This window comes from Streptosporangium sp. NPDC002721, from assembly GCF_042888905.1.
GTDB lineage: Bacteria > Actinomycetota > Actinomycetes > Streptosporangiales > Streptosporangiaceae > Streptosporangium.
The window spans coordinates 221498-247756 of record NZ_JBIAQI010000013.1; the positions used below are offsets into that span (position 1 = coordinate 221498).

Annotated in this window: 26 protein-coding genes and 1 pseudogene; 17 read left to right on the forward strand and 10 right to left on the reverse strand. The window is 71.1% G+C overall.

Annotation, left to right across the window (positions count from 1 at the left end):
• Window positions 1-158 precede the first annotated feature (158 nt).
• Window positions 159-455: a WhiB family transcriptional regulator gene (locus ACFYWM_RS20495; protein ID WP_012887233.1), complete on the forward strand. Its 297-nt coding sequence runs from the start codon at window positions 159-161 to the stop codon at window positions 453-455.
• 302 nt (window positions 456-757) lie between these two features.
• Here ACFYWM_RS20495 and ACFYWM_RS20500 read toward each other — a convergent pair whose 3' ends face one another.
• Together ACFYWM_RS20500 and ACFYWM_RS20505 are read right to left on the reverse strand one after the other, a co-directional pair.
• Window positions 758-1885, reverse strand: coding sequence for an ArsA family ATPase (locus ACFYWM_RS20500; RefSeq protein ID WP_389916897.1), 1128 nt, complete (start codon window positions 1883-1885; stop codon window positions 758-760).
• Complete coding sequence (locus ACFYWM_RS20505; RefSeq protein ID WP_389916899.1) at window positions 1882-2886, reverse strand: ArsA-related P-loop ATPase; 1005 nt, start codon at window positions 2884-2886, stop codon at window positions 1882-1884. The genes ACFYWM_RS20500 and ACFYWM_RS20505 overlap by 4 nt, the downstream gene beginning before the upstream one ends.
• A 524-nt stretch (window positions 2887-3410) precedes the next feature.
• Here ACFYWM_RS20505 and ACFYWM_RS20510 point away from each other — a divergent pair.
• From ACFYWM_RS20510 to ACFYWM_RS20525, 4 genes are all read left to right on the forward strand, one after another.
• A complete protein-coding gene (locus tag ACFYWM_RS20510; RefSeq protein ID WP_344742745.1) occupies window positions 3411-3566 on the forward strand; it encodes a DUF4177 domain-containing protein in 156 nt (51 codons plus the stop codon).
• Window positions 3567-3577: 11 nt separating this feature from the next.
• Entirely contained in the window at window positions 3578-4036 is a 459-nt protein-coding gene (locus ACFYWM_RS20515; protein WP_389917011.1) for a RidA family protein, read from the forward strand.
• A 378-nt stretch (window positions 4037-4414) separates the two neighbouring features.
• Entirely contained in the window at window positions 4415-5251 is an 837-nt protein-coding gene (locus ACFYWM_RS20520) for an NUDIX hydrolase (RefSeq protein ID WP_389916901.1), read from the forward strand.
• Entirely contained in the window at window positions 5248-6108 is an 861-nt protein-coding gene (locus tag ACFYWM_RS20525; protein ID WP_389916903.1) for an MBL fold metallo-hydrolase, read from the forward strand. The genes ACFYWM_RS20520 and ACFYWM_RS20525 overlap by 4 nt, the downstream gene beginning before the upstream one ends.
• A 93-nt stretch (window positions 6109-6201) precedes the next feature.
• Here ACFYWM_RS20525 and ACFYWM_RS20530 read toward each other — a convergent pair whose 3' ends face one another.
• Complete coding sequence (locus ACFYWM_RS20530; RefSeq protein WP_329088899.1) at window positions 6202-6882, reverse strand: Crp/Fnr family transcriptional regulator; 681 nt, start codon at window positions 6880-6882, stop codon at window positions 6202-6204.
• Between the two features lie 87 nt (window positions 6883-6969).
• Here ACFYWM_RS20530 and nth point away from each other — a divergent pair, with 87 nt between their 5' ends.
• Together nth and ACFYWM_RS20540 are read left to right on the forward strand one after the other, a co-directional pair.
• A complete protein-coding gene (gene nth, locus ACFYWM_RS20535) occupies window positions 6970-7689 on the forward strand; it encodes an endonuclease III (RefSeq protein WP_389916906.1) in 720 nt (239 codons plus the stop codon).
• A gap of 116 nt (window positions 7690-7805) precedes the next feature.
• Window positions 7806-8450, forward strand: coding sequence for an NUDIX hydrolase (locus ACFYWM_RS20540; protein ID WP_389916908.1), 645 nt, complete (start codon window positions 7806-7808; stop codon window positions 8448-8450).
• On the opposite strand, the gene ACFYWM_RS20545 is transcribed toward ACFYWM_RS20540, so the two are convergent.
• Window positions 8400-9110, reverse strand: a complete 711-nt coding sequence (locus tag ACFYWM_RS20545) for a HEAT repeat domain-containing protein (RefSeq protein WP_389916910.1) — start codon at window positions 9108-9110, stop codon at window positions 8400-8402. The two genes, ACFYWM_RS20540 and ACFYWM_RS20545, sit on opposite strands and share 51 nt — an antisense overlap.
• A 72-nt stretch (window positions 9111-9182) precedes the next feature.
• Here ACFYWM_RS20545 and ACFYWM_RS20550 point away from each other — a divergent pair, with 72 nt between their 5' ends.
• Complete coding sequence (locus tag ACFYWM_RS20550) at window positions 9183-10382, forward strand: MarP family serine protease (protein WP_389916912.1); 1200 nt, start codon at window positions 9183-9185, stop codon at window positions 10380-10382.
• Window positions 10383-10593: 211 nt separating this feature from the next.
• Here the strand turns inward: ACFYWM_RS20550 and ACFYWM_RS20555 are convergent, their stop codons facing one another.
• The 5 genes from ACFYWM_RS20555 to acs all read right to left on the reverse strand — a co-directional run bounded on the left by ACFYWM_RS20555 (window position 10594) and on the right by acs (window position 15161).
• Window positions 10594-11034, reverse strand: coding sequence for a DUF309 domain-containing protein (locus ACFYWM_RS20555; RefSeq protein WP_389916914.1), 441 nt, complete (start codon window positions 11032-11034; stop codon window positions 10594-10596).
• Window positions 11031-11954, reverse strand: coding sequence for an alpha/beta fold hydrolase (locus tag ACFYWM_RS20560; RefSeq protein WP_389916917.1), 924 nt, complete (start codon window positions 11952-11954; stop codon window positions 11031-11033). Before ACFYWM_RS20560 ends, ACFYWM_RS20555 begins: the two co-directional genes overlap by 4 nt.
• The gene (locus ACFYWM_RS20565; RefSeq protein WP_389916919.1) at window positions 11951-12418 is read right to left on the reverse strand and encodes a phage holin family protein; all 468 of its coding nucleotides are present in this window, start codon (window positions 12416-12418) and stop codon (window positions 11951-11953) included. Before ACFYWM_RS20565 ends, ACFYWM_RS20560 begins: the two co-directional genes overlap by 4 nt.
• The gene (locus ACFYWM_RS20570; protein ID WP_389916921.1) at window positions 12415-12570 is read right to left on the reverse strand and encodes a hypothetical protein; all 156 of its coding nucleotides are present in this window, start codon (window positions 12568-12570) and stop codon (window positions 12415-12417) included. Before ACFYWM_RS20570 ends, ACFYWM_RS20565 begins: the two co-directional genes overlap by 4 nt.
• A gap of 605 nt (window positions 12571-13175) precedes the next feature.
• Window positions 13176-15161 carry an acetate--CoA ligase gene (acs, locus tag ACFYWM_RS20575; protein ID WP_389916923.1) on the reverse strand — a complete coding sequence of 662 codons (1986 nt, stop codon included), beginning with the start codon at window positions 15159-15161 and terminating at the stop codon, window positions 13176-13178.
• 397 nt (window positions 15162-15558) lie between these two features.
• On the opposite strand from acs, the gene ACFYWM_RS20580 reads away from it, so the two are divergent.
• The 9 genes and pseudogenes from ACFYWM_RS20580 to ACFYWM_RS20620 all read left to right on the forward strand — a co-directional run bounded on the left by ACFYWM_RS20580 (window position 15559) and on the right by ACFYWM_RS20620 (window position 23808).
• Complete coding sequence (locus ACFYWM_RS20580) at window positions 15559-16386, forward strand: oxidoreductase (RefSeq protein WP_389916925.1); 828 nt, start codon at window positions 15559-15561, stop codon at window positions 16384-16386.
• 538 nt (window positions 16387-16924) lie between these two features.
• Complete coding sequence (locus ACFYWM_RS20585) at window positions 16925-17245, forward strand: hypothetical protein (RefSeq protein ID WP_389916927.1); 321 nt, start codon at window positions 16925-16927, stop codon at window positions 17243-17245.
• Between the two features lie 380 nt (window positions 17246-17625).
• Window positions 17626-18672, forward strand: coding sequence for a septum site-determining protein Ssd (gene ssd / locus ACFYWM_RS20590; protein WP_389916929.1), 1047 nt, complete (start codon window positions 17626-17628; stop codon window positions 18670-18672).
• A pseudogene (locus tag ACFYWM_RS20595) lies at window positions 18669-19832 on the forward strand (TadA family conjugal transfer-associated ATPase); the annotation flags it as partial. The gene ssd and the pseudogene ACFYWM_RS20595, both read left to right, overlap by 4 nt.
• Window positions 19833-20461: 629 nt before the next feature.
• Window positions 20462-21007, forward strand: a complete 546-nt coding sequence (locus ACFYWM_RS20600) for a type II secretion system F family protein (protein WP_389916931.1) — start codon at window positions 20462-20464, stop codon at window positions 21005-21007.
• 780 nt (window positions 21008-21787) lie between these two features.
• Window positions 21788-22225: a type II secretion system F family protein gene (locus tag ACFYWM_RS20605; protein ID WP_389916933.1), complete on the forward strand. Its 438-nt coding sequence runs from the start codon at window positions 21788-21790 to the stop codon at window positions 22223-22225.
• A 285-nt stretch (window positions 22226-22510) separates the two neighbouring features.
• Complete coding sequence (locus tag ACFYWM_RS20610; protein ID WP_389916935.1) at window positions 22511-22765, forward strand: DUF4244 domain-containing protein; 255 nt, start codon at window positions 22511-22513, stop codon at window positions 22763-22765.
• Window positions 22762-23178, forward strand: coding sequence for a TadE family type IV pilus minor pilin (locus ACFYWM_RS20615; protein ID WP_389916937.1), 417 nt, complete (start codon window positions 22762-22764; stop codon window positions 23176-23178). The genes ACFYWM_RS20610 and ACFYWM_RS20615 overlap by 4 nt, the downstream gene beginning before the upstream one ends.
• Before the next feature lie 180 nt (window positions 23179-23358).
• The gene (locus ACFYWM_RS20620) at window positions 23359-23808 is read left to right on the forward strand and encodes an Rv3654c family TadE-like protein (RefSeq protein WP_389916939.1); all 450 of its coding nucleotides are present in this window, start codon (window positions 23359-23361) and stop codon (window positions 23806-23808) included.
• A 192-nt stretch (window positions 23809-24000) separates the two neighbouring features.
• Here ACFYWM_RS20620 and ACFYWM_RS20625 read toward each other — a convergent pair whose 3' ends face one another.
• Window positions 24001-26253, reverse strand: a complete 2253-nt coding sequence (locus ACFYWM_RS20625) for a DEAD/DEAH box helicase (RefSeq protein ID WP_389916941.1) — start codon at window positions 26251-26253, stop codon at window positions 24001-24003.
• Window positions 26254-26259: the final 6 nt, after the last annotated feature.

A 26259-nucleotide genomic window follows, 5' to 3' on the forward strand; every position in this document is an offset into this window, starting at 1 on the left:
CCGTGGATGACCATGTGAGAATTTGGTCCCGGCGGGGTCTGTCGGCCCGAACGTCTGGTTGCGTACGTTCTCTTTCTGCAGCAATTGAATACCGAGGCCCGACGCCCGCGCCCGTCGGCCCAAGTCACGACTGACCACCTAAAGGGGAGTGGGGTCGAATGTGGATCACGGATTGGACCTCCCGTGCGGCCTGTAAGGGTGCGGATCCTGACGCTTTGTTCGTTCAGGGTGCTGCCCAGAACCGAGCGAAGCTGATCTGCCGAGGATGCCCGGTCCGGACCGAGTGCCTCGCCGATGCGCTGGACAACCGCATCGAGTTCGGGGTGTGGGGCGGGATGACCGAGCGCGAACGCCGAGCGCTGCTGCGCCGGCGACCGGATGTCGACTCCTGGCGGGACCTGCTGGAGTTGGCCAAAGAGGAATACGAGCGGACTAATGAGCTGATCGCCGGCTGAGTTCGCGCCCATCCCGTACGGCTGGCGCCGAGCGCCAGCCGTACACGCATGTCATGGGCCGGAACACGCCGGAACATGTTTGTCACGGACCGGAGGACGCGTGCCGTCGCGCGCGTTCTCCGTCCGCGTCCGGCGGCAGGGCGTCTGCGTCCGGCGACAGGGCGTCTACACCCGGCGGCAGGGCCCGGAGGCGCCACCCGGGTCCGGTCCCGGGTCAGCCCGCCGCACGGCCTCCTCCGGCGTTCGGCGGGTGGCCGGAAGGTCGTCGACCTCCGGCCTCGGCGTCGTCTGGCGGGTCCCGTTCAGCGGGCGGCCAGGAGGGCGCCCACCTCGCGCAGCCCCTCCAGGTCGTGCACGTCCTGCGACATGGCCGGAACCCGCGCCACGGGCACCGTGGGATGCGCGGAGATGAAGTGCTCCTCCTCGCGCCGCTCGCGGGCGGCCAGCTGCATCCGTCCGGCGTGCAACCTCAGCACGGCGGAGGTGAGCTCGTGCTCGCCGCGTGACTCCAGGTCCTCCGCGGCGGCGGTGCTCCGCGCGCCGGACAGCATGGACGCGGGCGAGCGGTGCACCCGGTTGACCACGAGACCCGCCAGGGGCATGCGCTCCTCGGCCAGCCTCTCCACGAAGTAGGACGCCTCGCGCATCGCGTCGCGCTCGGGCGAGGCCACGACGACGAACGCCGTCCCCGGGGCCTGCAGGAGCCGGTAGGTCTGGTCCGCCCGCGCCCTGAAGCCGCCGAAGACGGCGTCCAGCGCGGACACGAACGTCTGCAGGTCCTTGAGCACCTGCGCGCCCAGCAGCTTGGTCAGCGCCCCGGCGACGATGCCGAAACCCGCGTTGAACAGCTTGAACGCGCTGCGTCCCCCGGCCTTGGCGGGAAGCATGAGCACCCGGATGAGCTTGCCGTCGAGGAAGCGGCCGAGCCGCTCGGGAGCGTCGAGGAAGTCGAGCGCGGAGCGGGACGGCGGGGTGTCGACGATGATCAGATCCCATTCGTCCGACCGCCTGAGCTGGCCGAGCTTCTCCATCGCCATGTACTCCTGCGTGCCGGAGAAGCTGGACGACAGGGACTGGTAGAAGGGGTTCGTCAGGATCTGGCGGGCCCGCTCGGGGTCGGCGTGCGCCTCGATGATCTCGTCGAAGGTCCGCTTCATGTCGAGCATCATGGCGTGCAGCCGGCCCTCCCCCTCGACGCCCACGACGGGTCTGGGGGTGTTGTCGAGTTCGGTGAGCCCCATCGACTGCGCGAGCCGCCGCGCGGGGTCGACCGTGAGCACCACGGCGGAACGGCCGCGTTCGGCCGCGCGCAGCCCCAGCGCCGCGGCGGTGGTGGTCTTCCCGACGCCGCCGGAACCGCAGCAGACGACGATCCGGGTGTTCGGGTCGTCGATGATCGCGTCGAGGTCGAGGAACGGGGGTTTCTTCACGCTGCTCCCTGGGTGCGGATCGCTTCCGCCAGCTCGTACAGCCCCGACAGGTCCACCCCGTCGGCCAGCAACGGCAGGTCGTAGCGGGGGCGGGCGGCCTTGTCGAGCGACCGCCTCTCGTGCCGTTCCAGCTCGGTGCGGCGGGCGTGCTCGGCGATCTCCTCGGTCAGGGCCTCGGCCACCGCGACCCCGCCGGGGCCGCCGTCGGTGAGTCCCGCGGCCTTGAGGCCGAGCACCAGCTCGGTCGGGTCGAGCCTGTCCTCGGCGGCGGCGTCCAGGACGGAGGCGGGGAGCAGCGACTCGCGGATCATGTTGACGAAGATCCCGCCGGGGGGGAGCCCGGCCGCGCGGAGCTCGCGCAGGCCGTCCAGGGTCTCCTGGACCGGCATCTCCTCCAAAAGCGTGACGAAGTGCACCGCGGTCTCGGGCGAGGAGACGACGCCGTTCACCAGGTCGGCGTGGTTCTTGATAGGGCCCACCCTGGCCAGCCCCGCGACCTCGTTGGTGACGTTGAGGAAGCGCGCGATCCTGCCGGTCGGCGGCGCGTCCAGCACGACCGCGTCGTAGGTCCTCCTGCCGTCCCTGCCCTTGCGCCGGACGGCCTCGCTCGTCTTGCCGGTGACCAGGACGTCACGGAAGCCGGGGGCGATGGTGGTGGCGAAGTCGATGATGCCGATCTTGGTGAGCGCCCGGCCCGCCCTGCGCATGCCGTAGAACATCTCCAGGTACTCGAGCATGGCCTCCTCGGCGTCGACGGCCAGCGCGTAGACGTCCCCGCCGTCGGGCGCGACGGCGATCTTGCGCTCCTCGTATGGCAGCGGTGGCAGGTCGAAGACACGGGAGATCCCCTGGCGGCCCTCGACCTCGACCAGCAGGACCTTCCCGCCACCCGCCGCGAGGGCGAGCGCGAGTGCGGCGGCCACCGTGGTCTTGCCGGTGCCGCCCTTGCCTGTGACGACGTGAAGGCGTACGCCGTCCCAATCGGTGTCGCGAGCTCTCACCCTTCGAAGGCTACCCAACGGCTACTTGACAACTCCTCGGCGGCTTCCCCCGGAGAGCGCGCACCGGTACGGCCCCCGGCGGCCGGGAGCGGTCGCGCCCGGTCACGGGCACCGGTCCGGAGGGCGGCCAGGACGGCCTCCCCGGGTGCCGTCGCCGCCGGTCGCCCTGTTCAGCGGGGCCGCGTGATCCGCACGCGCGAGGACCGGCCTCGCCGGGGAGCCGATGCGCGGATCGGGAGAACATACGCGGTCGTGTCACTAATCGATCGGAACCGGAAAGTAAATATGCAGATTCTCACAGCGAACCGCTCCGATCATCTGCTTGATCACCCGTTCGGTCGCGGGCTCGCCTCCGGGGCCCGCCGGTTGTCCCTTCGAGGTCTTTCCGGAACCGGCTTTCCCGGCCGCTTCCCGGCCGTTCCGGATAGGTTCCCGGGACGATCGGCGACCTTCCGGGGCCGAGCCCGGTGTCCGGCGGTTCGAGGTGGCCGCCTGCCGGGGACGGTCTCGCTAATGTGTCCCGCATGACGAAATGGGAGTACTCGACGGTGCCGCTGCTGGTCCACGCGACGAAGCAGATTCTTGACAACTGGGGCCAGGACGGCTGGGAGCTCGTCCAGGTCGTGCCGGGTCCCAACCCCGAGCAGCTGGTCGCCTACCTGAAGCGGCCGAGGCAGTGACGGCCGAGGCGGTGACGGCCGAGGAGAGGCTGGCGGAGCTCGGCCTGACCCTGCCGGAGGTGGTGCCGCCGCTGGCGGCGTACGTCCCGGCGGTGCGTTCCGGCGATCACGTCTACACCTCGGGGCAGCTCCCGATCGTGGACGGCAAGCTGGTGGCCACCGGGAAGGTCGGCGCCGAGGTGGACGTCGAGGACGCCTACGAGCTCGCGAGGGTGTGCGCGCTCAACGCCCTCGCCGCCGTCGCGTCGGCGGCCGGAGGGTTGTCGAACATCGTCCGCGTCGTCAAGGTGGTCGGCTTCGTGGCCAGCGCTCCGGGCTTCACCGGCCAGCCGCAGGTCGTCAACGGCGCCAGCGACCTGCTCGCCGCCGTGCTCGGCGAAGCGGGCAGGCACGCCCGCAGCGCGGTCGGTGTCGCCGTCCTCCCGCTGGACGCGCCGGTCGAGGTCGAGGTGATCGCCGAGGTCCGCTGAGGTCCGTTGACGCCCTCCGGGGCCGTCCGGGGCCGTCCGGGGTGCCCCGGCGGGTCGGGATCCGCGAGGCCCTGACGGCTCCCGGGCCACCGGGAGCATGAGGGCCTCCGTGGCCGGTCGAGAGCCCTTGGCGGCCGGTGAGGCCCGCCGGCGGTGGCTGAGGTCCGCGGGGCCGCACGGGCGTCGTGGGGGCTCGACAGGGCCGTACGGGCGTCGTACGGGCGCTGTGGGGGCCGGGGGTGACGGGGACCCGGGGTTCGCCGGGGGCGTACGGGCGCGTCGTGCCCCGGGGCGCCGGTGCGGACCCGTGATTGTCCGGGACGGTGCCGTGCCACATGATGGACCTGCAACCGAGTGATGTTCTGGCGGAGGGTCTCAATGGGCGGTATCCCGCTTCCCGGTGAACTGGGCGAGCGCGCACGCGACATCCTGGCCGGGCGGGTCGCCCCCGTCCCGGCCCGGGACGCCGCCACCGTGGTCGTCCTCCGTGAGGAGGCCGGCGGGCTGGAGGTCTACCTGCTGCGGCGCAAGGCGAGCATGGCCTTCGCCGCGGGGGCCTACGTCTTTCCCGGTGGGTCGGTCGACCCGCGCGACACCGACCAGTTGATCGACTGGGCGGGTCCGCCGCCCGCGGCCTGGGGCGAGGTCTTCCGCGCGGACGAGCAGACCGCCAGGGGCCTGGTGTGCGCCGCCGTACGGGAGACGTTCGAGGAGTCCGGGGTGTTGCTCGCCGGTCCGTCCGCGGACTCCGTCGTGTCCGACACCACCGGCGACGACTGGGAGGCCGACCGGCTCGCCCTGATCGGCAAGACCCTCTCCTTCGCCGACTTCCTCGGCAGGCGCGGCCTGGTCCTCCGCTCCGACCTGCTCCGCCCCTGGGCGCACTGGATCACCCCCGAGGTCGAGACCAGGCGTTTCGACACCCGGTTCTTCGTCGCGGCGCTCCCGGCCGGCCAGCTCACCCGCGACGTCGGCGGCGAGGCCGACCAGGTCGTCTGGGTCCGGCCCGCCGACGCGCTCGCCCAGGGCGGTACGGGCCAGATCTTCCTGATGCCCCCGACGCACCGCACGCTCACCGAGCTGAGCGCCTACGAGAAGGTGTCCGAGGCGCTCGCGGCCGAGCGTGAGGTCGTGACCTTCATGCCGAAGATCGCCGAGGTGGACGGGGAGATGCGCATCGTGCTCGACGACGACTACCGGTTCGGCGCGCGGTGAGCGGGCTGCGGATCCCGCTGGAGGGACCGGACGGGGCCGGTACGGACCACGCGCTCAACCTCCTCGCCCCGAACCCCTCCGAGATGACCCTGGAGGGCACCAACACGTGGGTGATCGGTCCCAGGGAGTCCGGTGAGCTTGGAAACCTCAGGGAGCCCGGGGAACTCGGGGAGCCCGGTGATCTCGGTGATCTCGGGGAGGAGGTGCTGGTCGTCGATCCGGGACCGGACGACGACGAGCACCTCGCGCGGGTCGCCGGGCACCTGAAGGGACGCCGGGTCGTCGCGATCCTGCTCACCCACGGCCACCACGACCACAGCGGCGGCGCCGCGAAGTTCGCCGGACTGGTGGGCGCGCCCGTCAGGGCCCTGGATCCCGCGCACCGGCTGGGCGAGGAGGGGCTCGGCGACGGCGACGTGCTCACGGTGGGGGACCTGGAACTGCACGTCGTGGGCACGCCCGGCCACTCGTTCGACTCGCTCTGCTTCTGGCTGCCGAGGGACAGGGCGATCCTCACCGGCGACACGGTGCTCGGCCGCGGTACCACCATGATCGCCCCGGACGGCGACCTGGCCGACTATCTACGCTCCCTCGACCTGCTCCGGGCGAGGGCCGAGAGGGTCGGGGCCGAGGCGCTGCTGCCCGGCCACGGCCCGGTGCTGCCCGACCCGATCGGCGCCCTCGACGGCTACGTCGCGCACCGGCGGCGCAGGCTCGACCAGATCCGGGAGGCCCGGCGGCAGGGGGCGGCGACGCCCAGGGAGATCGTCGAACTCGTCTACGCGGACGTGGACAGGTCGCTCTGGCCCGCCGCGGAGATGTCGGTCCGCGCGCAGCTCGCCTATCTCGACGGGTAGGTCCCCCTCCGGGCCGGAGGGACCGCCGTCGGAACGGTCCTTTCCCGGCCGGTTCGTCGCCCCGGGTTTTCCGGGTTCTCCCGGGAGGGCGGGTCAGCGCGAGCGGTTGTGCAGCCGCTCCAGGTCCATGATGACCACGGCCTTGGCCTCGATGCGCAGCCAGCCCCGCTGGGCGAAGTCGGCCAGCGCCTTGTTCACGGTCTCCCGCGAGGCGCCGACCAGCTGGGCCAGCTCCTCCTGGGTGAGGTCGTGGTGGACCCGTACGCCGTCGTCGATCCGCTGGCCGAAGCGCTCGGCCAGGTCGAGCAGGGCCTTGGCCACCCGGCCGGGAACGTCGGTGAAGACCAGGTCGGCCAGCACGTCGTTCGTACGGCGCAGGCGCTGGGCCAGGGCCCGCAGCAGATGGAGGGCGACCTCGGGCCGGCCGGTCAGCCAGGGCCGCAGGTCGTCGTGTCCGAGCCCGGCCAGCAGGACGTCGGTCAGCGCGGTGGCCGACGCCGTACGGGGACGGGGGTCGAACAGGGACAGTTCGCCGAACATCTCGCTCGGACCGAGCACGCTGAGCAGGTTCTCCCGGCCGTCTGGCGAGGTCCGGGAGAGTTTGATCTTGCCTTCGAGCACCACGTAGAGGCGGTCTCCGGTCTCGTTCTCGCTGAAGAGGGTCTGTCCCTTGGACAGTTCCACCTCGGAGATGCTCGTGCGCAGCGCGGCGGCGCTCTCACGGTCGAGCGCGGCGAACAGAGGGGCCTTGCCCAGCACGTCGTCGGAGTTCACAGTGCCTCCTGTTTCACGGCTCACGCAGCCATTGTGACCCATCCCACCGTGCCGCTCTCCGGGGGGCCTTGAGCGTAGGCTGTCGGAGTGCTCAGCAACGTCAGCCCCGATGGTGAATCCCAGCTTGCCCTGGTTCGTCGAGCTCGTCGAATGGACCGGATTCTGGTGGAAACCTACCCTGACGCCCACTGTGAGCTTGACTTCCGCGATCCTCTCGAACTGCTGGTCGCGACGATCCTCTCCGCCCAATGTACTGACAAAAGGGTCAATACGGTCACTCCTACCCTTTTTGCAAAATATCCCACAGCGGGAGACTATGCCGGTGCCGACCGGGCCGAGATGGAGGGGATCATCCGGCCCACCGGGTTCTTCCGCGCCAAGACCAACAGCATCATCGGCATGGCCCAGGCCCTGTGCGAGCGCCACGGCGGTGAGGTGCCCGGGAAGCTCAAGGACCTGGTCGCCCTGCCGGGAGTCGGCCGCAAGACGGCCAACGTCGTACTTGGAAACGCTTTTGGAGTGCCCGGCATCACCGTCGACACCCACTTCCAGCGGCTCACCCACCGCTTCCGCTGGACCTCGGAGACCGATCCGGTGAAGATCGAGCAGGTCGTCGCCAAGATCATCCCGAAGCGCGACTGGACGATGATGTCCCACCGCCTGATCTGGCACGGCCGCCGTGTCTGCCACGCCCGCAAACCGGCCTGCGGCGTCTGCCCGCTCGCCGCGCTCTGCCCCTCGTACGGCATCGGCCCCGTCGATCCGGTCCAGGCCGCCAAGCTGGTGCGGCCGGGCCCCTTCTCGTGATTTTCCCCTGATCGTCGCAGGTGGCCGTCCGGCCGGCGGTTTCGCGTCCCGCGGATCCGCGGACACCGGGAAGCGCGGGGCGGGACACCGTGTTGCAGAGAACCGGAGGTGTGCCCGTGGAAGAGGTCCCTGGGTGGTTGGAAACGCTGGCGGCGCGGGCCGCGAGGACACCGGTGTCCCCGATGATGCGCCCTCCGGCGTCCGGGGGGCGGCGGGCCGCGGTGCTCCTGCTCTTCGGCGAGGGGCCGCTCGGCCCTGACGTGCTGCTCATCCAGCGGAGCTCGCGCGGGCGCACGCACGCGGGGCAGCCCGCGTTCCCCGGCGGCGGGGTGGACCCCGAGGACGACGGCCCGATCGGCGCCGCGCTGCGGGAGGCGGGCGAGGAGACCGGTCTCGACCCGGCGGGCGTCCGGGTGCTCGGGACCATGCCCGAGCTGTATTTGAGCTACAGCGACAACCGGGTGACCCCGGTGCTCGGCTGGTGGCACACGCCCTGCGTGGTGCACGCGGCCTCGCCCGACGAGGTCGACTCGGTGGAGCGGGTCCCGATCCGCGAGCTCGTCGACCCGGCCAACCGGATCATCCTGCGCCACCCGAGCGGTCACCTGGGACCGGCGTTCCGGGTGCGCGGCCTGCTGGTGTGGGGGTTCACCGCGGGAGTGCTCGACGGGGTGCTCGGCGGTTCGGGCTTCGAGCTTCCCTGGGACCGGTCACGGGTCGAGGACATCCCGCCCGACGTCCTCAACCTCGCCTCCCGCTGAGACGTTCTCGCTTCCTGCGGAGATGTCCCCGCGTCCTGTTGGGACGTTCCCGCGTCCTGTGGAGACGTTCCCGCGTCCTGTGGAGACGTCCCTGTGTCCTGCTGGGACATTCCCGGTCTCGCGTCCCGTCGAGACGTCCTCGACCTCGCAGCCGGTCGACAGGGCGAGGCCGAGGCGGGCCCAGTCGGCCACGTCCTCGTCTGGATCGAGGGTGAGCCGCCGCAGCGCGGCCAGGCCGGTCGGGTCGGGCGGGCTGCCCATGATGTTCGGCAGCGCGTAGGCGGCCCCGTACCTGATCCGGGGATCGTCGTGCTCGGCGAGGGCGATCACCGACGGCAGCGCGCGGCGGTCCCTGAGGTGGCCGAAGGCGATCAGCACCGAGTAGAGCACCAGGCAGTCGTCCTCCCGGACGGACAGGGCGCGGAGCACCGGCAGCGTCCGGTCGACGAAGCCGAGCCGCCCCAGGATGTCGACCCCGAGCATCCGCTCGACGGGGGTCCTCCCCGAGCACAGCCTCCGTGCCGCGGTGAAGGTCTCCAGATCCCCGCGTTCCTGTAACTGGGTGATCGCGCGCCAGCGGGCCGCGCCCTCCTGATCCCGTTCTCGCAGTGCGGTCTCGATGAGAGACTCGACGGCCGCGGCCCCCCCGATCATCGCCATCCGGCCACGATAACCGCAGAGACCTCACAGAAGGTGTGCACGCGCGGGGCGGCGGCTGGATACCGTAAGGGAGTGAGCGGTGATCTCCTCGATCTCATCCTGATCGCCCTGATGGTGGCCTTCGCGGTGTCGGGATACCGCCAGGGGTTCATCATCGGTGCCCTGAGCTTTGTCGGTTTTGTCGGTGGCGCGCTGCTGGGCATGTTCGTCGCCCCGCCCATCGCCGAAGCCGTGGTCGACGGTGAGACCGAGCGTGCCCTGCTGGCGATCGTCATCGTCTTCCTCTCCGCCACGGTCGGGCAGTTCGCGTCGTCCACGATCGGGGCGGTGGTCCGCAGCCATGTCACCTGGGAGCCCGCCAAGGTCGTCGACGCGGTCGGCGGCACCTTCGCGAGCGCCTTCTCCGTGCTGATCGTCGCCTGGCTGATCGGCTCGCTGCTGGCCTCGTCGCAGTTCACCCTGATCAGCGAGCAGATCAACAGGTCACTGCTGCTGAGCACGGTCGACCAGACATTGCCCAGCGCGGCCAAGGACCTGCAGAAGCCGTTCAAGAACCTCATCGACACCTCCGGCTTCCCCAAGGTGTTCGACGCCATCGGGGGCGGCCAGCTCGTCGACGTCTCGCCGCCCGACCAGAGCGTGGCGAAGGGCAACAGGCAGCTCACCCGGGCGCGCCGGGGCATCGTCAAGGTCCAGGGCGTGGCCACGAGCTGCCGCAAGCACATCGAGGGCACCGGGTTCGTCTACGCCCAGAACAAGATCATGACGAACGCGCACGTGGTCGCCGGGGTCAACCAGGGGCTGCAGGTCACCGACTACCTCAACAAGACCCACCCGGCCAAGGTCGTGCTCTACAACCCCGACCGCGACATCGCCATCCTGCACGTCACCGGGCTCAACATGCCGATCCTGCGCTTCGACGGCACCGCGCAGAAGGGTGACGACGCGATCGTCGCCGGATTCCCGCACGGCCACGGCTACACCATGAACGTGGCCCGCATCCGGGTGCAGCAGAAGGCCAAGGGCTTCAACATCTACGAGCGCAAGACCGTCGTCCGCGACGTGTACGCCATCCGCGGCCTGGTCCGCCAGGGCAACTCCGGCGGCCCGCTGCTCACCCCCGAGGGCAAGGTCTACGGCGTCGTCTTCGCCGCCGCCCTCGACCAGCAGGAGACCGGCTACGTGCTCACCGCCGCCGAGGTCGCACCGGACGCCGAGGACGGCTCCAGGCTCCTCAACCAGGTCGACACCCAGGAGTGCGACCAGAACTAGCGCCGACATCCAAGAGTCGCGGCCAGAAACAGAGTCGGCGCCGACGTTCAGGGGGCACGACCAGGAACGACGTCGACGCCCAGGAGGCGCGATCAGAAGAAGCGCCGACGCTCAGGAGTCGCGGCCGGAGTCGGCGCGCGGTCCTTCGGCGGCGACCTTCGGCGGCGACCTTCGGCGGCGAAGGGTGAGGATCAGAGCCGAGAGGTGAGGATCAGAGGAGGGCCTCGATCCTGGCGATGGCTGCCTCGGCCTCCAGGTCGTCGAGCTCGTGGGCGGTCCTGGCGATCCGCTCGTACGGCATGCCGTAGCCGCTGATCCGGTCGGCGCCCCGCGCGAACAGCGTCGCGGCCCCGCGCCGGTTGCCCCGTTGCAGGTGGGTGAGGCCGACACAGATCTGCGCCAGCCCCTGCCACAGCTCGCGTTCCTCCTCGGGGGAGGTCTTCCAGCGGCCCTCCAGCACCTCGTGGGCGTGGAACGGCCTCCCCTCGCCGAGCAGGCGGCGCGCCTCGGAGAGGGCCTCCTCGGCACTCGGCGCGTAGTCGTCGGGGATGCGTTCGACGCCCTCGGCGCCGTGCGGCAGCGGGCGCCCGAACGCGTCGCGGGGGCGCTGGTTGCGCGGTCTCCCGTCGGGGTCCCGGTCCCGCCCGTTCACCGGTCGGGCTCCGGGTCGGACAGCCAGGCGACGAGCTCGGCGTCGAACTCCCCGGGACGCTCCTCGTGCGGGAAGTGCCCCGCGCCCTCGATCAGCCGCCACCGGTAGGGGGCGGCGACGTAACGGCCGGAGCCCTGGGCGGTGCGCGGCAGGATGTGCCGGTCGAGCGCGCCGTGCAGCTGCAGGGTCGGCACGTTGATCTGGGTACGCATGATCCGCGCGTAGCGCCATCCGTCCGGACGCAGCTGGGAGCGGCCGAACCAGCGGTGATACTCCAGCGCGCAGTGCGAGACGTTGCGGATGCGGAACGCGTCGCGGTAGGTCCTCGCCACGTCCTCCTCGGGCCAGCCGGGGCCCGACCACTGGTCGAGCAGCCGTCCCACCCTGGCGCCGGAGTTGGCGGTCAGGCGCCGCTCGGGAAGCAGCGGCATCTGGAAGCCCAGCGCGTAGCGGGCCGCCCTGAACTGGCCGAAGGGCTCGGTGAACAGCGTGGTGCGGAGGCGGCGGGGGTGCGGCGCCGAGACCGGGACCAGGCGCAGGACCGCCTTGGGGTCCGTCACCGCCATGGTCCAGGCGAGCAGCCCGCCCCAGTCGTGGCCGACGACGATCGCACCGGTCTCGCCCAGCGCCCGGATCAGCCCGGCCGCGTCGGCGGCCAGGGTGTGCAGGTCGTAGCCGCGCGGAGGCTTGTCACTGGCCCCGTAGCCCCGCAGGTCGACGGCGACGGCGCGGTAGCCCGCCTCGGGGAGCGAGACGAGCTGGTTGCGCCAGCTCCACCAGAACTGCGGGAAGCCGTGGAGCAGCAGCACGAGGGGACCCGTACCGGCCTCCACGACGTGGAAGCGGGTGCCGCCGGCGTGGACCGAGCGGTGGGTCCACGGCCCCTCGATCTCGACCAGGGACTCGTCGGGTCTGCTCACTGGCCGGGTCTCGCCGGGTCGCGACGGCCGTCCGCCTGGACGGGGGTGATCGGAGCCGCGCCGGGAACGGGTTCGGGCTCACCGCTCCTGATGGTCTTGAGCGAGCGCAGCGTCCGCTTCATCCCGGTCAGCCCCTTGAGCCGCCGCATGCCGATGAAGACCAGCAGCCCGGCCGTGAGCAGGTAGAGGACGGTGACGATCAGGAAGGCGGCCCAGGGCCACAGGCCCGCGCCGATCAGGGCGTAGGCGATCGTGAACGAGGCGAGGATCAGGCACAGGTGGGCCATGAACGCCGCGGCGCCGAAGAGCCCCGCCGCCGTGCCGACCCGCTTGGCGTCGAACCTGAACTCGGCCTTGGCCAGTTCGATCTCGGCGCGGACCAGGGTGGATATGTGGTCGCTGGCGGCGGCGACCAGCGCGCCCAGTGACTCCTCCTGTGGTTCCGCGGGCGGGATATGTGTCATGGACGATCTCCTATCGAGGGCCTTTGTCGAACATCATGCTGCGCGTCGAGGCGGTCGCGCACGCACACCCGCAGCGGAATCGTCGCCGGGACCGGCGCCGCGAGCACGCCGGTGGTCATCGCGTACCTGTCATCAAATATCTGCGTCGTCAAGACTTCAGACTTTAGTCCCGTGACGGAAGGGAGGCGGGGGACTGCACCGGTTTGGTGAGGTCTCGGGTGTCCGGTGGTGAGAACCTGCACCAGACGCCCGCTGAAGTTCGTACAGGACCCTCGGGTTTCCGGGCGGGACCGTCGGGTTTCCGGGCGGGTTTCCGGGCGGGTTTCCGGGCGGGTTTCCGGGCGGGAGGACGACCGATGGGGCGACTCCTGGCCCGTACGGGCGGGAGTTCCTCGTTTTCTGCGGCCTTCGGCCCCGGAGAAGACGTCAACGGGCCGGGAGCTACCCCGGCGACGGCCCGGTGAACGTCGCCGGGCCGGTGAGAATGACCTCCCGAGCGGCGAATCCCCGTGTCGTCGGGGGCATGAACGAGGACGGCGCCGTGGCCGCCGCGGTCGTCGTCGGAAAGCCGTGGGGGCGCCGCCGAGGGCCCGCGCCCTCGAACGCCCTCCGTGAACTCGTGGGGACTCACGGCCCACGGATCGACCGGCTCAGGGAGGGCTTTTCGCGGGGACCTTCGCGGGGACCCGGAGTGATCAGGAGACTCGACCCCTTCGGGTGGGCCGCGTTTCCGGCCCACCCGGGTGTCCCGGTTCGCTCAGTCTTCGCTCTTGGCGCTGGGCAGCTTCTCCGAGATGAGGTTCATCACCGTGCTGTCGGCCAGGGTGGTGACGTCGCCGACGCTGCGGTTCTCCGCCACGTCACGCAGGAGACGCCGCATGATCTTGCCGGAGCGGGTCTTGGGCAGCTCGGGGACCACCAGGATCTGGCGCGGCTTCGCGATCGGGCCCAGCGCCTTGGACACGTGGGCGCGCAGCTCGGCCGCGATGTCCGCGCCCTCCTCGGCGTTGCCGCGCAGGATCACGAACGCCACGATGGCCTGCCCGGTCACCGGGTCGGTGGCGCCCACCACGGCCGCCTCGGCGACCTTCGGGTGGGAGACCAGCGCGGACTCGACCTCGGTGGTGGAGATGTTGTGCCCGGAGACGAGCATGACGTCGTCGACCCGGCCGAGCAGCCAGATGTCGCCGTCCTGGTCCCTCTTGGCGCCGTCGCCCGCGAAGTACATGCCCTCGAAACGGGACCAGTAGGTGTCGATGTAGCGCTGGTCGTCGCCCCAGATCGTGCGGAGCATCGACGGCCACGGGTCGCGGATCGCGAGGTAGCCGCCACCGCCGTTGCCCACGCTCCGGCCCTGGTCGTCGACCACGTCGGCGGTGATGCCCGGCAGCGGGCGCATGGCCGCGCCGGGCTTGCCCTCGGTGACGCCGGGCAGCGGGCTGATCATGACGGCGCCGGTCTCGGTCTGCCACCAGGTGTCGACGACCGGGGTACGGTTGCCGCCGATGTGCTCGCGGTACCAGACGTACGCCTCGGGGTTGATCGGCTCGCCGACGCTGCCCAGGATGCGCAGGGACGACATGTCGTACTTGGCGGGGATGTCGTCACCCCACTTCATGAACGTACGGATGGCCGTCGGGGCCGTGTAGAGCAGCGTGACCCCGTACTTCTGCACGATCTCCCAGAACCGGCCGCGGTGCGGGGTGTCCGGGGTGCCCTCGTAGATGACGCTGGTCGCGCCGTTGGCCAGCGGTCCGTACACGATGTAGGAGTGGCCGGTCACCCAGCCGATGTCGGCGGTGCACCAGTAGACGTCGGTGTCGGGCTTGAGGTCGAACACCGCGTTGTGGGTGTAGGCGGCCTGGGTGAGGTAGCCGCCGGTGGTGTGCAGGATGCCCTTGGGCCTGCCGGTCGTCCCGCTGGTGTAGAGGATGTAGAGCGGGTCCTCGGCGTCGTTCGGCCGCGCCTCGTGGACGTCGGACTGCCGGTCCACGACGTCGTGCCACCAGACGTCCTTGCCGGTCTGCTCGACGTCCTGGCCGGTCCGCCTCACGACGAGGACGTGCTCGATGCCGGGGCACTCCGCGACGGCCTCGTCCACGGTCGGCTTGAGCGCGCTGGGCGCGCCGCGGCGGTAACCGCCGTCGGCGGTGACCACGAGCTTGGCGTCCGCGTCCTTGATGCGGCCGCTGAGCGCGCTCGCGGAGAAACCGCCGAAGACCACCGAGTGGATCGCGCCGATGCGGGCGCAGGCCAGCATCGTGATCGGCAGCTCGGGGATCATCGGCATGTAGATCGCGACCCGGTCGCCCTTGCCGACCCCCAGCTCCTGGAGCGCGTTCGCGGCCTTGGAGACCTCGCGCAGCAGGTCGGAGTAGGTGAGCGTACGGGTGTCGCCCTCCGGCTCGCCCTCCCAGTGGTAGGCGACCTTGTCGCCGCGGCCCGCCTCCACGTGGCGGTCGACGCAGTTGTAGGCGATGTTGAGCTCGCCGCCGACGAACCACTTGGCGAAGGGCGGGTTCCACTCAAGGGTGGTGTCCCAGCGCTTCGACCAGGTCAGACGGTCGGCCTGCTTCTCCCAGAAGGCGAGGCGGTCCCGCTCGGCCTCCTGGTAGGCGTCGGCGGTCACGTTCGCGGCCGCGGCCAGGTCGGCAGGAGGTGCGAACCGCCGGGTCTCGTTCAGCAGGTTCGACAGCGTCTCCTGGGTCTCACGCGACTCGGAACCAGGGGTCTCCGGGGCCACTACGCACTCCTCACGTACTGCTATCGACTGGTCGTGTCCCACTTCACCAGGCCAGCCGTGTCCGCCACAAGAGGTCTAGACAGGTCTGTACCAATCGGTGATGGAGGAGCATATGCATTCAAAACGCCTTGTCTCTTGGGGAAAACCACCCCCGAAACGGTGCGTTTTCGACACCGTAAGAACGGAGATGGCGTTGTTCAACGCGCCCCGGCGACGCGGTGCGCCGGGCGGTGTCATGCGCTCGGTGAACGGTTCGCCCGCCGTTTCCCGAGGGCGACGGCCGGGGTGCCGGGCTCTGCGAGCGAGCCTCCCGGACCGGTTCCCGGAGGAGGGCTTCCCCGGGGCCTCCTCGGCCTGGCCGGAGCCTCGCCGGGCGGTCCCGATAGGGTCGGGCAGCGTGAACGACCCATTGGCTGTCATCGCGGGAATGCCCGGAGTGTCCGAGGCGGTCGCCGACGCGCGCAAGGCCGTCGACCGGCTCTACGGGCACCGCGTGCTGCGGCGCAAGAGCCCGGAGGTGTCGGCCCGGTCCGCGCTGCGGGGTGCCCGCGCGTCGGCCGCCCTGGAGGGCGTGGACGTGCCCCTCGAGGTCATCCCCGAGGTCACCGATCCCACGGTGCAGGGCGCGCTGCGCGTCTCGGCCGAACTGGGGCGGCTCGGCGCGACCTGGCGGACGGCACCCCGCCAGGTGCTGGCCAGGCTGCACACGCTCGCCGCCTCGGGACTCACCGGAGACGGCGAAGGCGGCGGAGTCGGCGGAGTCGGCGGAGTCGGCGGAGTCGCGGGAGACCTCGGCCGCCCGAGGGCCACCGCCGTGGTCCCCGACCCGCTCGGCCTGGGAGCCGCCCCCGGCCCGCGGGAGGCGGTGGCACGGGTGGACGGGCTGGTCCAGCTGGTGACGGCCTCCTCGAAGGCCCCCGCCCTGGTGCTCGCCGCCGTCGTACACGCCGAACTGGCCGTGCTGCGCCCGTTCGGGACGGCGGACGGGGTGGTCGCGCGGGCGGCGGAGCGGCTGACGCTGGTGGAGTACGGCCTGGACCCGAAGTCGCTGGTGGCCGTCGAGGTGGGCCACCTCGAACTCGGCCCGGCCTACGGGGAGGGGCTGCGGTCGTACCTGAGCGGCACCCCCGACGGCGTCGCCGCGTGGGTGCGGCACTGCGCGTCGGCGGTCCTGCTGGGCGTACGCGAGGCCACGGCGATCTGCGAGGCCATGCAGCGCGGCTGACCTCGGGCGGGTCACCGGTCGGCGACCGGTGGACGTTCCGGTGACTTCGTGTTCGTTCCCGCCTGTTTAACGGCAGTTTCGTGTCCGTCGCACCGTTACAGCCTTGACGTGCCGCGATGTCCGTTTGTCGTAGCTTCGGTTGGTCCGTGTGCTCGCTTGTTCACGCGCATGAGCGATGGCCGACTTTGCTCGCGCTTGTGGCGTCATGAACGGCTTTGTGTGCGCCCCTGTACGACGGTCGGTCACGAGCGGGACTACGGAGCGTCATCGATTACGGACATGCCGGGTGTCTGTCCTCACAAACCGACGGCGCCCCTGGTGGGGGGCGCCGTCGCCGACACGTCCTTACCGAGTTACCAAGCGTGCACCTGATAATCGCTGAAGCGGGTCAAGCCCACTCCAGCGCGCCTCCCGCGGCTGGCGGCGCGTGGGTACTCGGCGGCCGTGCCCGGACAAGTGGTCCGTGAAACCTTTGTACGTCCGATCCGCGCTGATGGGAACCCCTAGGAGCAAGACCTTTACGGATCGGAGGACATTAATGGACGAACCCTCTCTTATGCCGTTTTACACTCCGGCGGACCCGGTCGGCATGGCGTCCGGCGGACGGTCCGGCACCCTGGCGGCGCTCACCGAGTGTCACCGTCGTTCGCCGGTGCGTAGGAGGTGTCTTGGTGGGGCCGTATCCGGAGACTGGACCGTTACATTAAAAAAAGTGGTGGGAATCAAGGATTACTCCTCGACGAAACTTGAGTTGATCGGGCAGCATGAGGTGGTATCTCCCCAAACCGGAGTAACTGCGCATGAGTTGCAACGCAATCCTCCTGCCGTGCTCCGGTGGCTGTTGAAAGCTTTCTTCTGAAACGGGACCGGCTCTACCCCCCCAGAGCCGGACCGGTTGGCGACCCCCGCTCTCCCCCCCGGCGGGGGTCGCCCCTTTTCCGGCCGCCCTCCTTTTCCCCGCTTCCGGCACGTTCTCGGTACGGCGGTCTCCTTGGTCCGGCGGCTTCCTTGGTCCGGCGGTCTCCTCGGCACGGCGGTCTCCTGGGTACGCGCCCCTTCGCCTCCCGGGCACGTACCCTCCCTTCCCGCATCGGTGATCCCCGACGTACGGATGTCCCGGCCGTCGGTTTTCCACAGGACGGACCGTGGGCGGCGGGTTTTCCACAGTGCGGCGTTCGGTGTCCCGAGGAGGGGCGGCCGTCACGGAGAGTGGGCCCCCCGAACCCCAGGGAGGCATCCGTGGACCGCCCGCTGGTCATCACCGAAGATCACGAACTGCTCGACGACCTGCTCCGTGTCGCCGCCGCGGCCGGGGCCGAGCTCGACGTCGCCCACGTGCCCGCGCACGCCCGGCCCTACTGGAACCGCGCTCCGCTGGTCGTCGTCGGTGGCGACGTGGCCGACGCCCTGGCCGCGACCGGTCCGCCCTCTCGCCCCCGTGTCTTCCTGGCCACCCATACCTCCGAGGATCCTGACACGTGGCGCAAGTGCGTCGCGGTCGGCGCCCAGGGGGTGCTGGAGCTGCCCGCAGCGGAGCGGCAGCTGGTCGACGAGTTCGCCGACGCCGTCGAGCCGCCCGCGAGACCCGGCTCCGTGGTGTGCGTCGCGGGCGGGCGGGGAGGAGCGGGAGCCAGCGTCCTGGCGGGTTCGCTGGCACTGGCCGCGTCCCGGCAGCGTGTCCGCACGCTTCTGGTCGACGCCGATCCGCTCGGCGGAGGCCTGGACCTCCTGCTAGGGCAGGAGGAGTCCGACGGAGCGCGCTGGTCCGACCTGGTCGCCCGTGAGGGCAGGGTCAGCTACACCGCGCTCCAGGCGGCCCTGCCGTCCCTCGCCGGGCTGACGTTGCTCTCCTACGACCGCGGCCAGGCCGACCCGATCCCGGCCGAGGCGATGCGCTCGGTCCTCGAGGCGGGCCGCAGAGGCTTCGACCTGGTGGTCGTCGACCTGCCGCGCCATCTCGACCAGGCCGCGGTGGAGGCGCTCGGCCGAGCCGTCACGACCCTCCTGGTCGTCACCGCCGACGTGCGTGGCGTGCTCGCCGCCGCCCAGGTGCTCGCCGGGTTGCGCGGGCACACGGGTGAGGTGCGGGCCGTCGTGCGCAGCGGGGTCCTGAACGACGACGTGGTGGCGACCTCGCTCGGCATCCCGCGCGGCGGCAGCCTCCCCGACCAGCCTCGTCTCGCCGCCACGCTCGATCGGGGAGACGTTCCCCCGCTCGGCCGCCGCACCTCTCTCGGCCGGTTCTGCGCCGCGTTCCTGCACGAGCTGTTTGGACCGGACGCGTGAAGCGGGCCGAGAGCGCCGTGACGGTCTCGCCGGAGCTGGTGGAGGCGGTCCGCGTACGGCTGGCCCGGACGGGCGTCGAGCCCAGCGCCGCGCACGTCACGGCCGCCCTGCGGGCCGAGCGGGCGGTGCTCGGCGACGCGGAGATCCTGGCGGTGGCCCGGGTCCTGTGCGCCGACCTCATCGGGGCGGGTCCGCTGGAGCCGCTGCTGGCCGAGGCCGAGGTCACGGACGTGCTGGTGAACGGTCCGCGCGAGGTGTGGGTGGACGACGGCGGCGGGCTGCGCCTGACCTCGATCGTCTTCCCGGGCGAAGACGCTCTCCGGCGTCTCGCGCAACGTCTCGCCTCCGCCGCGGGCAGGCGCCTCGACGACGCGTGCCCGTACGTCGACGCCCGCCTCGCCGGAGGCGTCCGGCTCCACGCCGTCCTTCCTCCCGTGGCGCCCAACGGCACCTGCCTCTCCCTGCGGCTCCCGCCCAGACGCACCTTCACCCTCCCCGACCTGGTGGAAGCGGGTGCGATCAGGGCCGACAGCGTCGCCGTCCTGACCGCGGTCATCGAGTCGAGGCTCGCCTTCCTGGTCACGGGTGGCACGGGTACGGGCAAGACGACCCTGCTCTCCGCCCTGCTCTCCCTGGCCCACCCCGGTGAGAGGCTGCTGCTGGTCGAGGACTCCGCGGAGCTGAGGCCGCTTCATCCCCACGTCGTCCGCCTGGAGTCGCGCCCGGCCAACCTTGAGGGCGCGGGTGGTGTCGGCCTGCGCGACCTCGTCCGCCAGGCCCTGCGGATGCGCCCCGACCGGCTTGTCGTCGGAGAGGTCCGAGGGGCCGAGGTGGTTGACCTCCTGAGCGCCTTGAACACGGGACACGAGGGGGGTTGCGGCACGCTGCACGCCAACACCGCGACCGACGTGCCACCCCGCCTGGAGGCGCTGGGATGCGCGGCGGGTCTCAGCCGGGAGGCGGTCCACAGCCAGATCGCCGCAGCCCTGGACGTCGTCATCCACCTGGTCCGCGACCACGCCGACGGCCGTCGCCGGGTCGCCGAGATCTGCCTGATGGTTCGCCGCCCCTCGGGGCTGGTCGAGGCCGAATCGGCCCTCACTTTCACCCCGGACGGCCGGGTGATCCCCGGTCCCGGCCTGCCCGCCCTCGCCTCCAGGGCGCCCGGCGTCCACGCCTCACCGGTTTCCCGGAGTGGGTCTCGCGTCTCGCCCCATCCGCCGCTGTCATGCGAACCACCGGCGGCCCCCCGAGCCGGGGCTCCTTCGCCGGTCACCTTCTCCAGCGGTGGCTTCCCCCGCAGAGGGGGCGCCCCTTACGGCAGCGGCACCCCTCATCAGGGCGTCACCACCTCATTCACCTCATCCACCCCGGCGCCTCCCGACGGCCCGTTTGCGAGCATTCAAGATCCTTCACGTCATCCCGTACGTTCGCGGGAGTCCTCTCCTGGCATCGCGGGTTCAGGGCCGACGATGTCCGCGTCCGGTCCTCACGGGGAGTCCCGGCCGGACGTTCCCGATCGTCCGAGCTCCGACAAACCGGCGTCACGACCGGCGTCACAAGCAACGTCACGACCGATATCGCGGCCGGTGTCACGATCGATGTCACAGCCGGCGTCACGGTTGGCGTCATGATGGCGACCGCCCTGCTTCTCGCCGCTCTGGCGGCGTGGTTGTGGGCGGGAGCCGATCCCGGCACCGCCAGGTTGCGCCGGATGAGACGCCGGAGCCCGGTCACCGCGGGGTCTCTCCGCGAGAGGTTCACCGCCCGGTCGAGACCTTCCAAGCGTGTGGAAGCCTGGCGAGCCGCGTCGATCGAGCTGTGCCAGGGCCTCGCCGCGGAGCTGGCGGCGGGGCGGACGGCGGGTGAGGCGCTGGCGCGGGCCGTGGAGGCCGCGGGATTTCCCGATCCCGTCGCCCTGCGCCCGCTGGTCGCGGCCGCGAGGGACGGAGGCGATGTCCCGGCCGCGCTGCTGGCGGTGGCCCCCGAACACGGAGGCGAGGCCTTCCGAGGGCTGGCCGCCTGCTGGAAGGTGAGCGTGACCGCCGGGGCAGGTCTGGCCGTTCTCGTCGACCGTGTCGCCGGTTCCCTGCGAGAGGCCCAGGCCCATCGTCACGACGTCGCCGCCCAGCTCGCCGGTCCCCGGGCCACGGCCCGGCTGCTTGCGGGGCTGCCCGTTCTCGGCCTGGTGATGGCGGCCGGTCTCGGCATGCGCCCGCTGCACTTCCTGTTCGGCAGCCCGGCGGGTGTCGGCTGCCTGATCGTCGGTCTCGCTCTCGACACCTGCGGGCTGTGGTGGACCCATCGTCTGGTGACTCGTGCCCAGCAGGTGTGATGCCCGCGCGGCCGGGTCCGGGGTTCGGAAGTCCGGGGCTCGGGAGTTCGGGGTCCGAGAATCTGCGGTCCGAGAGTCTGAGGTCTGGGAATCCGACGTCCGAAGTCCGAGAGCTCATGGTTCAGGAGTTCGAGGTCCGAAGGTTCGAGGTCCGAAACCCGAGGTCCGAGAACTCAAGGTTCGAGGGCCCGAAGTCCGAGAGCCCGAGGTTCAAGGGCCCGAGGTTCAAGGGCCCGAGGTCTGAAGGTTCGAGAGCCCGAGATTCGAAGGTCGAGGTCCGGGAAACCGGTGGGAGAGACAGTGATTGTTCTGCTGGCCGTGGTGCTCGCCGGAATCGCCGCTCGGCTGTGGAGCCCCCCAAGGGAACCCGCCGACAGGCTCCGCCGCGTGCGGCGCTCATTCCGTTCGGTCAGGTTCCCGGAGACACCGCAGGAGGTCGAAGCACCCACGTTCTCCCTGTCAGTAGGGGCGGCTCGTGATCCTTCCGCACGTACGGTTCGCGACGCACCACCGCGCGTTGTCCGTGACACGTCCGCGAGCACGGCTCGTGGCACAGCCGAGAGGAGGGCCCGGGGTGCGTTCGGTGGGACGGCTCATGGACCGGAGGGGAGGAGGCGGCCGGGGCGGGGTGAGGTAGCGGTCGCCCTCGCCCCCGGGCTGGCGGCGTTCCTGGCCGTGGGCGGCCTGCCGGGGGTGGTCGCGGGTGTCGCCGGTTTCGGGATCGCGCTGGCGGTCCTGCGGAGGCGGGACCCCCCTGAACTGCGTGCGGAACGTCGAAGGGTGACGGCGGATCTGCCGCTGGCGGCCGATCTCATGGTCGCCTGCCTGCGCGCCGGCCAGCCGATCACCGGAGCCATCGACGTGACGGTGGAGGCGATCGGCGGGCCGCTGGGCGAGAGGCTGGCCTGGGTGAGCGGCCAGCTGAGGCTGGGAGCCGCGCCGGAGAGCGCCTGGCATGCCCTGGCCTCCGAACGCTCGCTCGCCTCTCTGGCACGGGCCATGGGCCGGGCCGCGCTGAGCGGCGCACCGGTGGCCGACGTCCTCAGCAGGCTGTCCGACGACTCCCGCCGTGCCGCTCGCGCCGCGTCGTCGGCGGCCGCCCAGCGGGTCGGGGTCCAGGCCGTCGCTCCCCTGGGGCTGTGTTTCCTGCCGGCCTTCGTCTTTCTGGGAATCATCCCCGTCGTGGCCGGTCTCGCTGGTGAGGTGCTGCTTCCCTGAGTTATCCACAGGGTTTTCCCCGGCAGGGCAGGGTTATCCACAGGAAAACGACGAACCCTGTGGATAGACTTCTGGAAATTTCCCCATCTGGATCCCGAAACGGCTCTCCTTGCTTGAAGGGAGCCGTTTCATGCTTTCCGGCGCCATTCTCTGCTTTCTGGGCTGTGGACAACCAGAGGTCTTCCACAGAATGCCGTTCGGGGCAGTGCGGCCGTGGGCGTATGGAGAACCCTGGCGTGACCGATGCCGGACGGTGGGTCCGGCGGTGATCTCCAGGAGGAGCGGATGGCTCGAACCGGTGCTGTTCACACGAGGCGCGGCTGGTCGCGGTGGTCCCGGTGGCCCCGGTGGTCACGTGCCCGGTGGGCGCTGCTGACCAACGGCGCGCACCGTGACCGGGGCATGTCCACCGCCGAATACGCGGTCGGAACGATAGCCGCCTGTGCTTTCGCCGCCCTTCTTTTCAAGGTGGTGACGAGTTCCGACGTCCAGCAGATGATCACAGCTCTGATCAACCGAGCGCTCACCGTGGCCGGATGACCCTCCCGGCGCCGGTGACCTCCTCGGTGACCTCCTCGGTGGCCTCCTCCCGCCGGTCGAGAGGTTCGGTGACCGCGGAGACGGCTGCCGCGTTACCCGCCCTCATGGTCGTGTTGGCAGCGGGGCTGTGGGCCGTGGCGGTGGTCGGGGCGCGGCTGGAGTGTGTGGACGCCGCGCGGGCCGGGGCCCGGGCCGCCTCGCGTGGCGAACCGCTTGAGCGGGTCCGGGGTGGCGTCCTGTCAGCGGCTCCGGCGGGCGCCGTGGTCGCGGTGACCCGGAGCGCGGAAACGGTGCGAGTGGAGGTGTCCGCCAACGTCAGGCCTCGCTGGGGGGTCTCGCTCCCGGGCGTGACCGTTCACGCGACCGCCGTGTCCGTCACCGAGCCAGGACTGGAACGACAGGTCATGGATTGACAGGCCGGGGAGTGACAGCCATGGGGCGGTAGGTCGTGGAGCGGTAGGCCATGGCTCCTGACCCGGCTCGTGGGAGCTCACCGGCACAACCGCCCCTACCGGACGTGTCTGTGGCGGCGGCGCGAGTCACGTGTCAATCAGAGGATCGGGGAATCACGCCATGGATAAGGGAGAGAGGACGTGTCTACGACAGGGCGAGGGCTTGGTGCGAGGGCGAGGGCGAGGGCGAGGGCTTGGTGCTGGGGTGGGGGTGGGGGCGAGGGAGAGAACTCGCAGCGAGGATCGGCGACGATCTGGACGGTCGGCCTCATGGCACTGGTCTTCGCGGTCGCGACGGCGGTCGTGTTCGCGGGCATGGCCCGGGTCGCCCGCCACCGGGCGCAGAGCGCCGCCGACCTGAGCGCGCTCGCCGCCGCCCGGCTGGCCTTCGCGGACCCCGGCCGAGGTTGCGTGAGGGCCTCCTCGCTCGCCGCGGACAACGAGGCTCGGGTCACTCGCTGTTCTCTCAGCGATGGCGGCATCGCGGACATCGAGGTGACCTTGGAGGTCTCGCTGCCCCTGAAAGGACCGGTGGCGATCACCGCCAGGGCACGTGCGGGCCCCGTGCACATCGCCGACCCCGGCCCGTGACGGCGAGTCGATGAAAGCGGCCGGGATTCTATGAGCTGACTGAAGAGCAGCATGCGCTACTCGGAGATCGGTAAGACCCGGCCGCTGCGTGACGGGAGTCATGAGGAGATCGGCGGAACTCGGCCGCTGCGTGACGGGAGCCATGAGGAGATCGTCGAAATCCCGCCGTCCGCGGTTCGTCTCTTCCGTTTGTCACGTCCGCGGTTCGTCCTGGGAGAGGAGGACGGCAAGAAGTCGAAGGGCTCCGGCCTTGTCGAGGGGTTCGTTGCCGTTGCCGCACTTGGGAGACTGGATGCACGAAGGGCAGCCGCGTTCGCACTCGCAGGAGGCGATGGCCTCGCGGGTGGCCGTGAGCCAGTCGCGGGCGCGGGCGTAGCCACGTTCGGCGAAACCGGCGCCGCCCTCGTGGCCGTCGTAGACGAAGACGGTCAGCAGCCCGGTGTCGGGATGGAGTTCCGTGGAGACACCCCCGATGTCCCAGCGGTCGCAGGTCGCGAAGAGCGGCAGAAGGCCGATGGAGGCGTGCTCGGCCGCGTGCGCGGCACCACCGAGGTCCATGCCCTCCCCGGCCAGGGGGATGATCGCCGAGGCGGGCAGCGTCCACCAGACGGCGCGGGTCCGCAGCGTGCGCGGGGGCAGGTCGAGGGGCTCGTCCCCCATGAGCTCGCCGCTCTGGGTCCGGCGCTTGAGGTAGGCCACCACCTGGCTCGTCACCTCGACCGCGCCGAAGTGGAGTTCTCCCTGCCCGAGGGGGTGCGAGCGAAGGGACTCGATGACCGAGATGTCGGTGACGTCCCTGGCGAAGGTCGTGTAGTCGGGAGTCCCGGCCTCGACCAGCGCGACCCCCGCCTCCAGGTCGAGCTCGGCCACCAGGAACGTCTCTCCCTGGTGCACGTAGACGGCGCCGGTGTGCACGGCCGAGTGGGCCGAGGGCTCGTCCACGGTGCCGAGCAGCCGCCCGGTGGACATCTCGACGACCTGAACGGGTGCGGCGCCCGCGCCCCGGATGTCGGCGAGGTCGGTGGCGCGTCTCCGGCTGGTCCAGAACCAGCCCGCGGCGCGCTCCCTGAGCAGGCCGTCCTCGACCAGGTCCGCGAGCACCTCCTTGGTGGTCGGGCCGAAGATCTCCAGCTCGTCGTGGGTCAGCGGGATCTCGGCCGCCGCCGCGCACAGGTGCGGCCCCAACACGTACGGGTTGCCGGGGTCGAGGACGATCGTCTCCACGGGACGGCCGAACAGGGCTTCCGGATGGTGGACGAGATAGGTGTCCAGGGGGTCGTCCCTGGCGATCAGCACCGCCAGGGCGTCCTGTCCGTCCCGTCCGGCCCTTCCGGCCTGCTGCCAGAGGGAGGCGCGGGTTCCCGGCCATCCCGCGATGAGCACGGCGTCCAGGCCGGAGACGTCGACGCCGAGCTCCAGCGCGTTGGTCGTCGCCAGGCCGAGCAGCTCGCCGGAGCGCAGTGCCCTTTCCAGCCCCCTGCGGTCCTCGGCCAGGTATCCCGCCCGGTAGGCCGCCACCTTGCCGGGCAGGTCCGCGGGCGCCTCCCCGTCGATGACGAGGTCCTGGAGTCTGGCCCGGGTGGTGAGGGCCACGGTCTCGGCGGCCCTGCGGGAGCGGACGAAGGCGAGGGTCCGCACGTCGGACGCGACGAGGTCGGCCAGGAGGTCCGCGCTCTCGGCGGTCGCCGGGCGGCGGACAGGGGCCCCGCCCTCGCCGCGCAGATCGGTCAGGGGTGGTTCCCACAGCGCGAAGGTGGTCGCGCCCCGGGGAGAGGCGTCCGCGGTCACCTCGGCCATCTGGAGGCCTGTCAGGCGCCTCGCGAAGACCCCGGGCTCGCTGGCCGTCGCCGAGGAGAGCAGGAAGGTCGGGCTGGAGCCGTAACGGGCGCAGATCCGGCGCAGGCGGCGCAGGATCTGCGCGACATGGGAGCCGAACACGCCTCGATAGCCGTGGCACTCGTCCACGACGACCATCCGGAGCCGCCGCCAGAAAAGCGACCACTGAGCGTGACGGGGAAGCAGCCCGCGATGGAGCATGTCCGGGTTGGTGAGGACGTAGTTGGCGTGCTTGCGCACCCAGGCCCTCTCCTCGAAGGAGGTGTCGCCGTCGTAGGTGGCGGCCCGGAGCCCGGGAGGGTCGAGCTCGCGCAGCGCGCGGAGCTGGTCGGCGGCCAGCGCCTTGCTGGGCGACAGATAGAGGACCGTGCCGCCGTCGAGCGTCGAGGAGAGCGCCGGGACCAGGTAAGAAAGGGATTTGCCCGACGCGGTCCCTGTGGAAATGATCACGTTTTGGCCACGGTGAACCAGGTCCGCGGCCTCGGCCTGATGCGACCACAGGCCGGAAATACCGTGGTTCGCCCAGCGCGTAACCAGCCGCTGGTCGACCCAGTCCGGCCATCGGGTCTCACCGGCCTGACGTGCGGGAACGCGCTCCACGTGGGTCATGCGCCC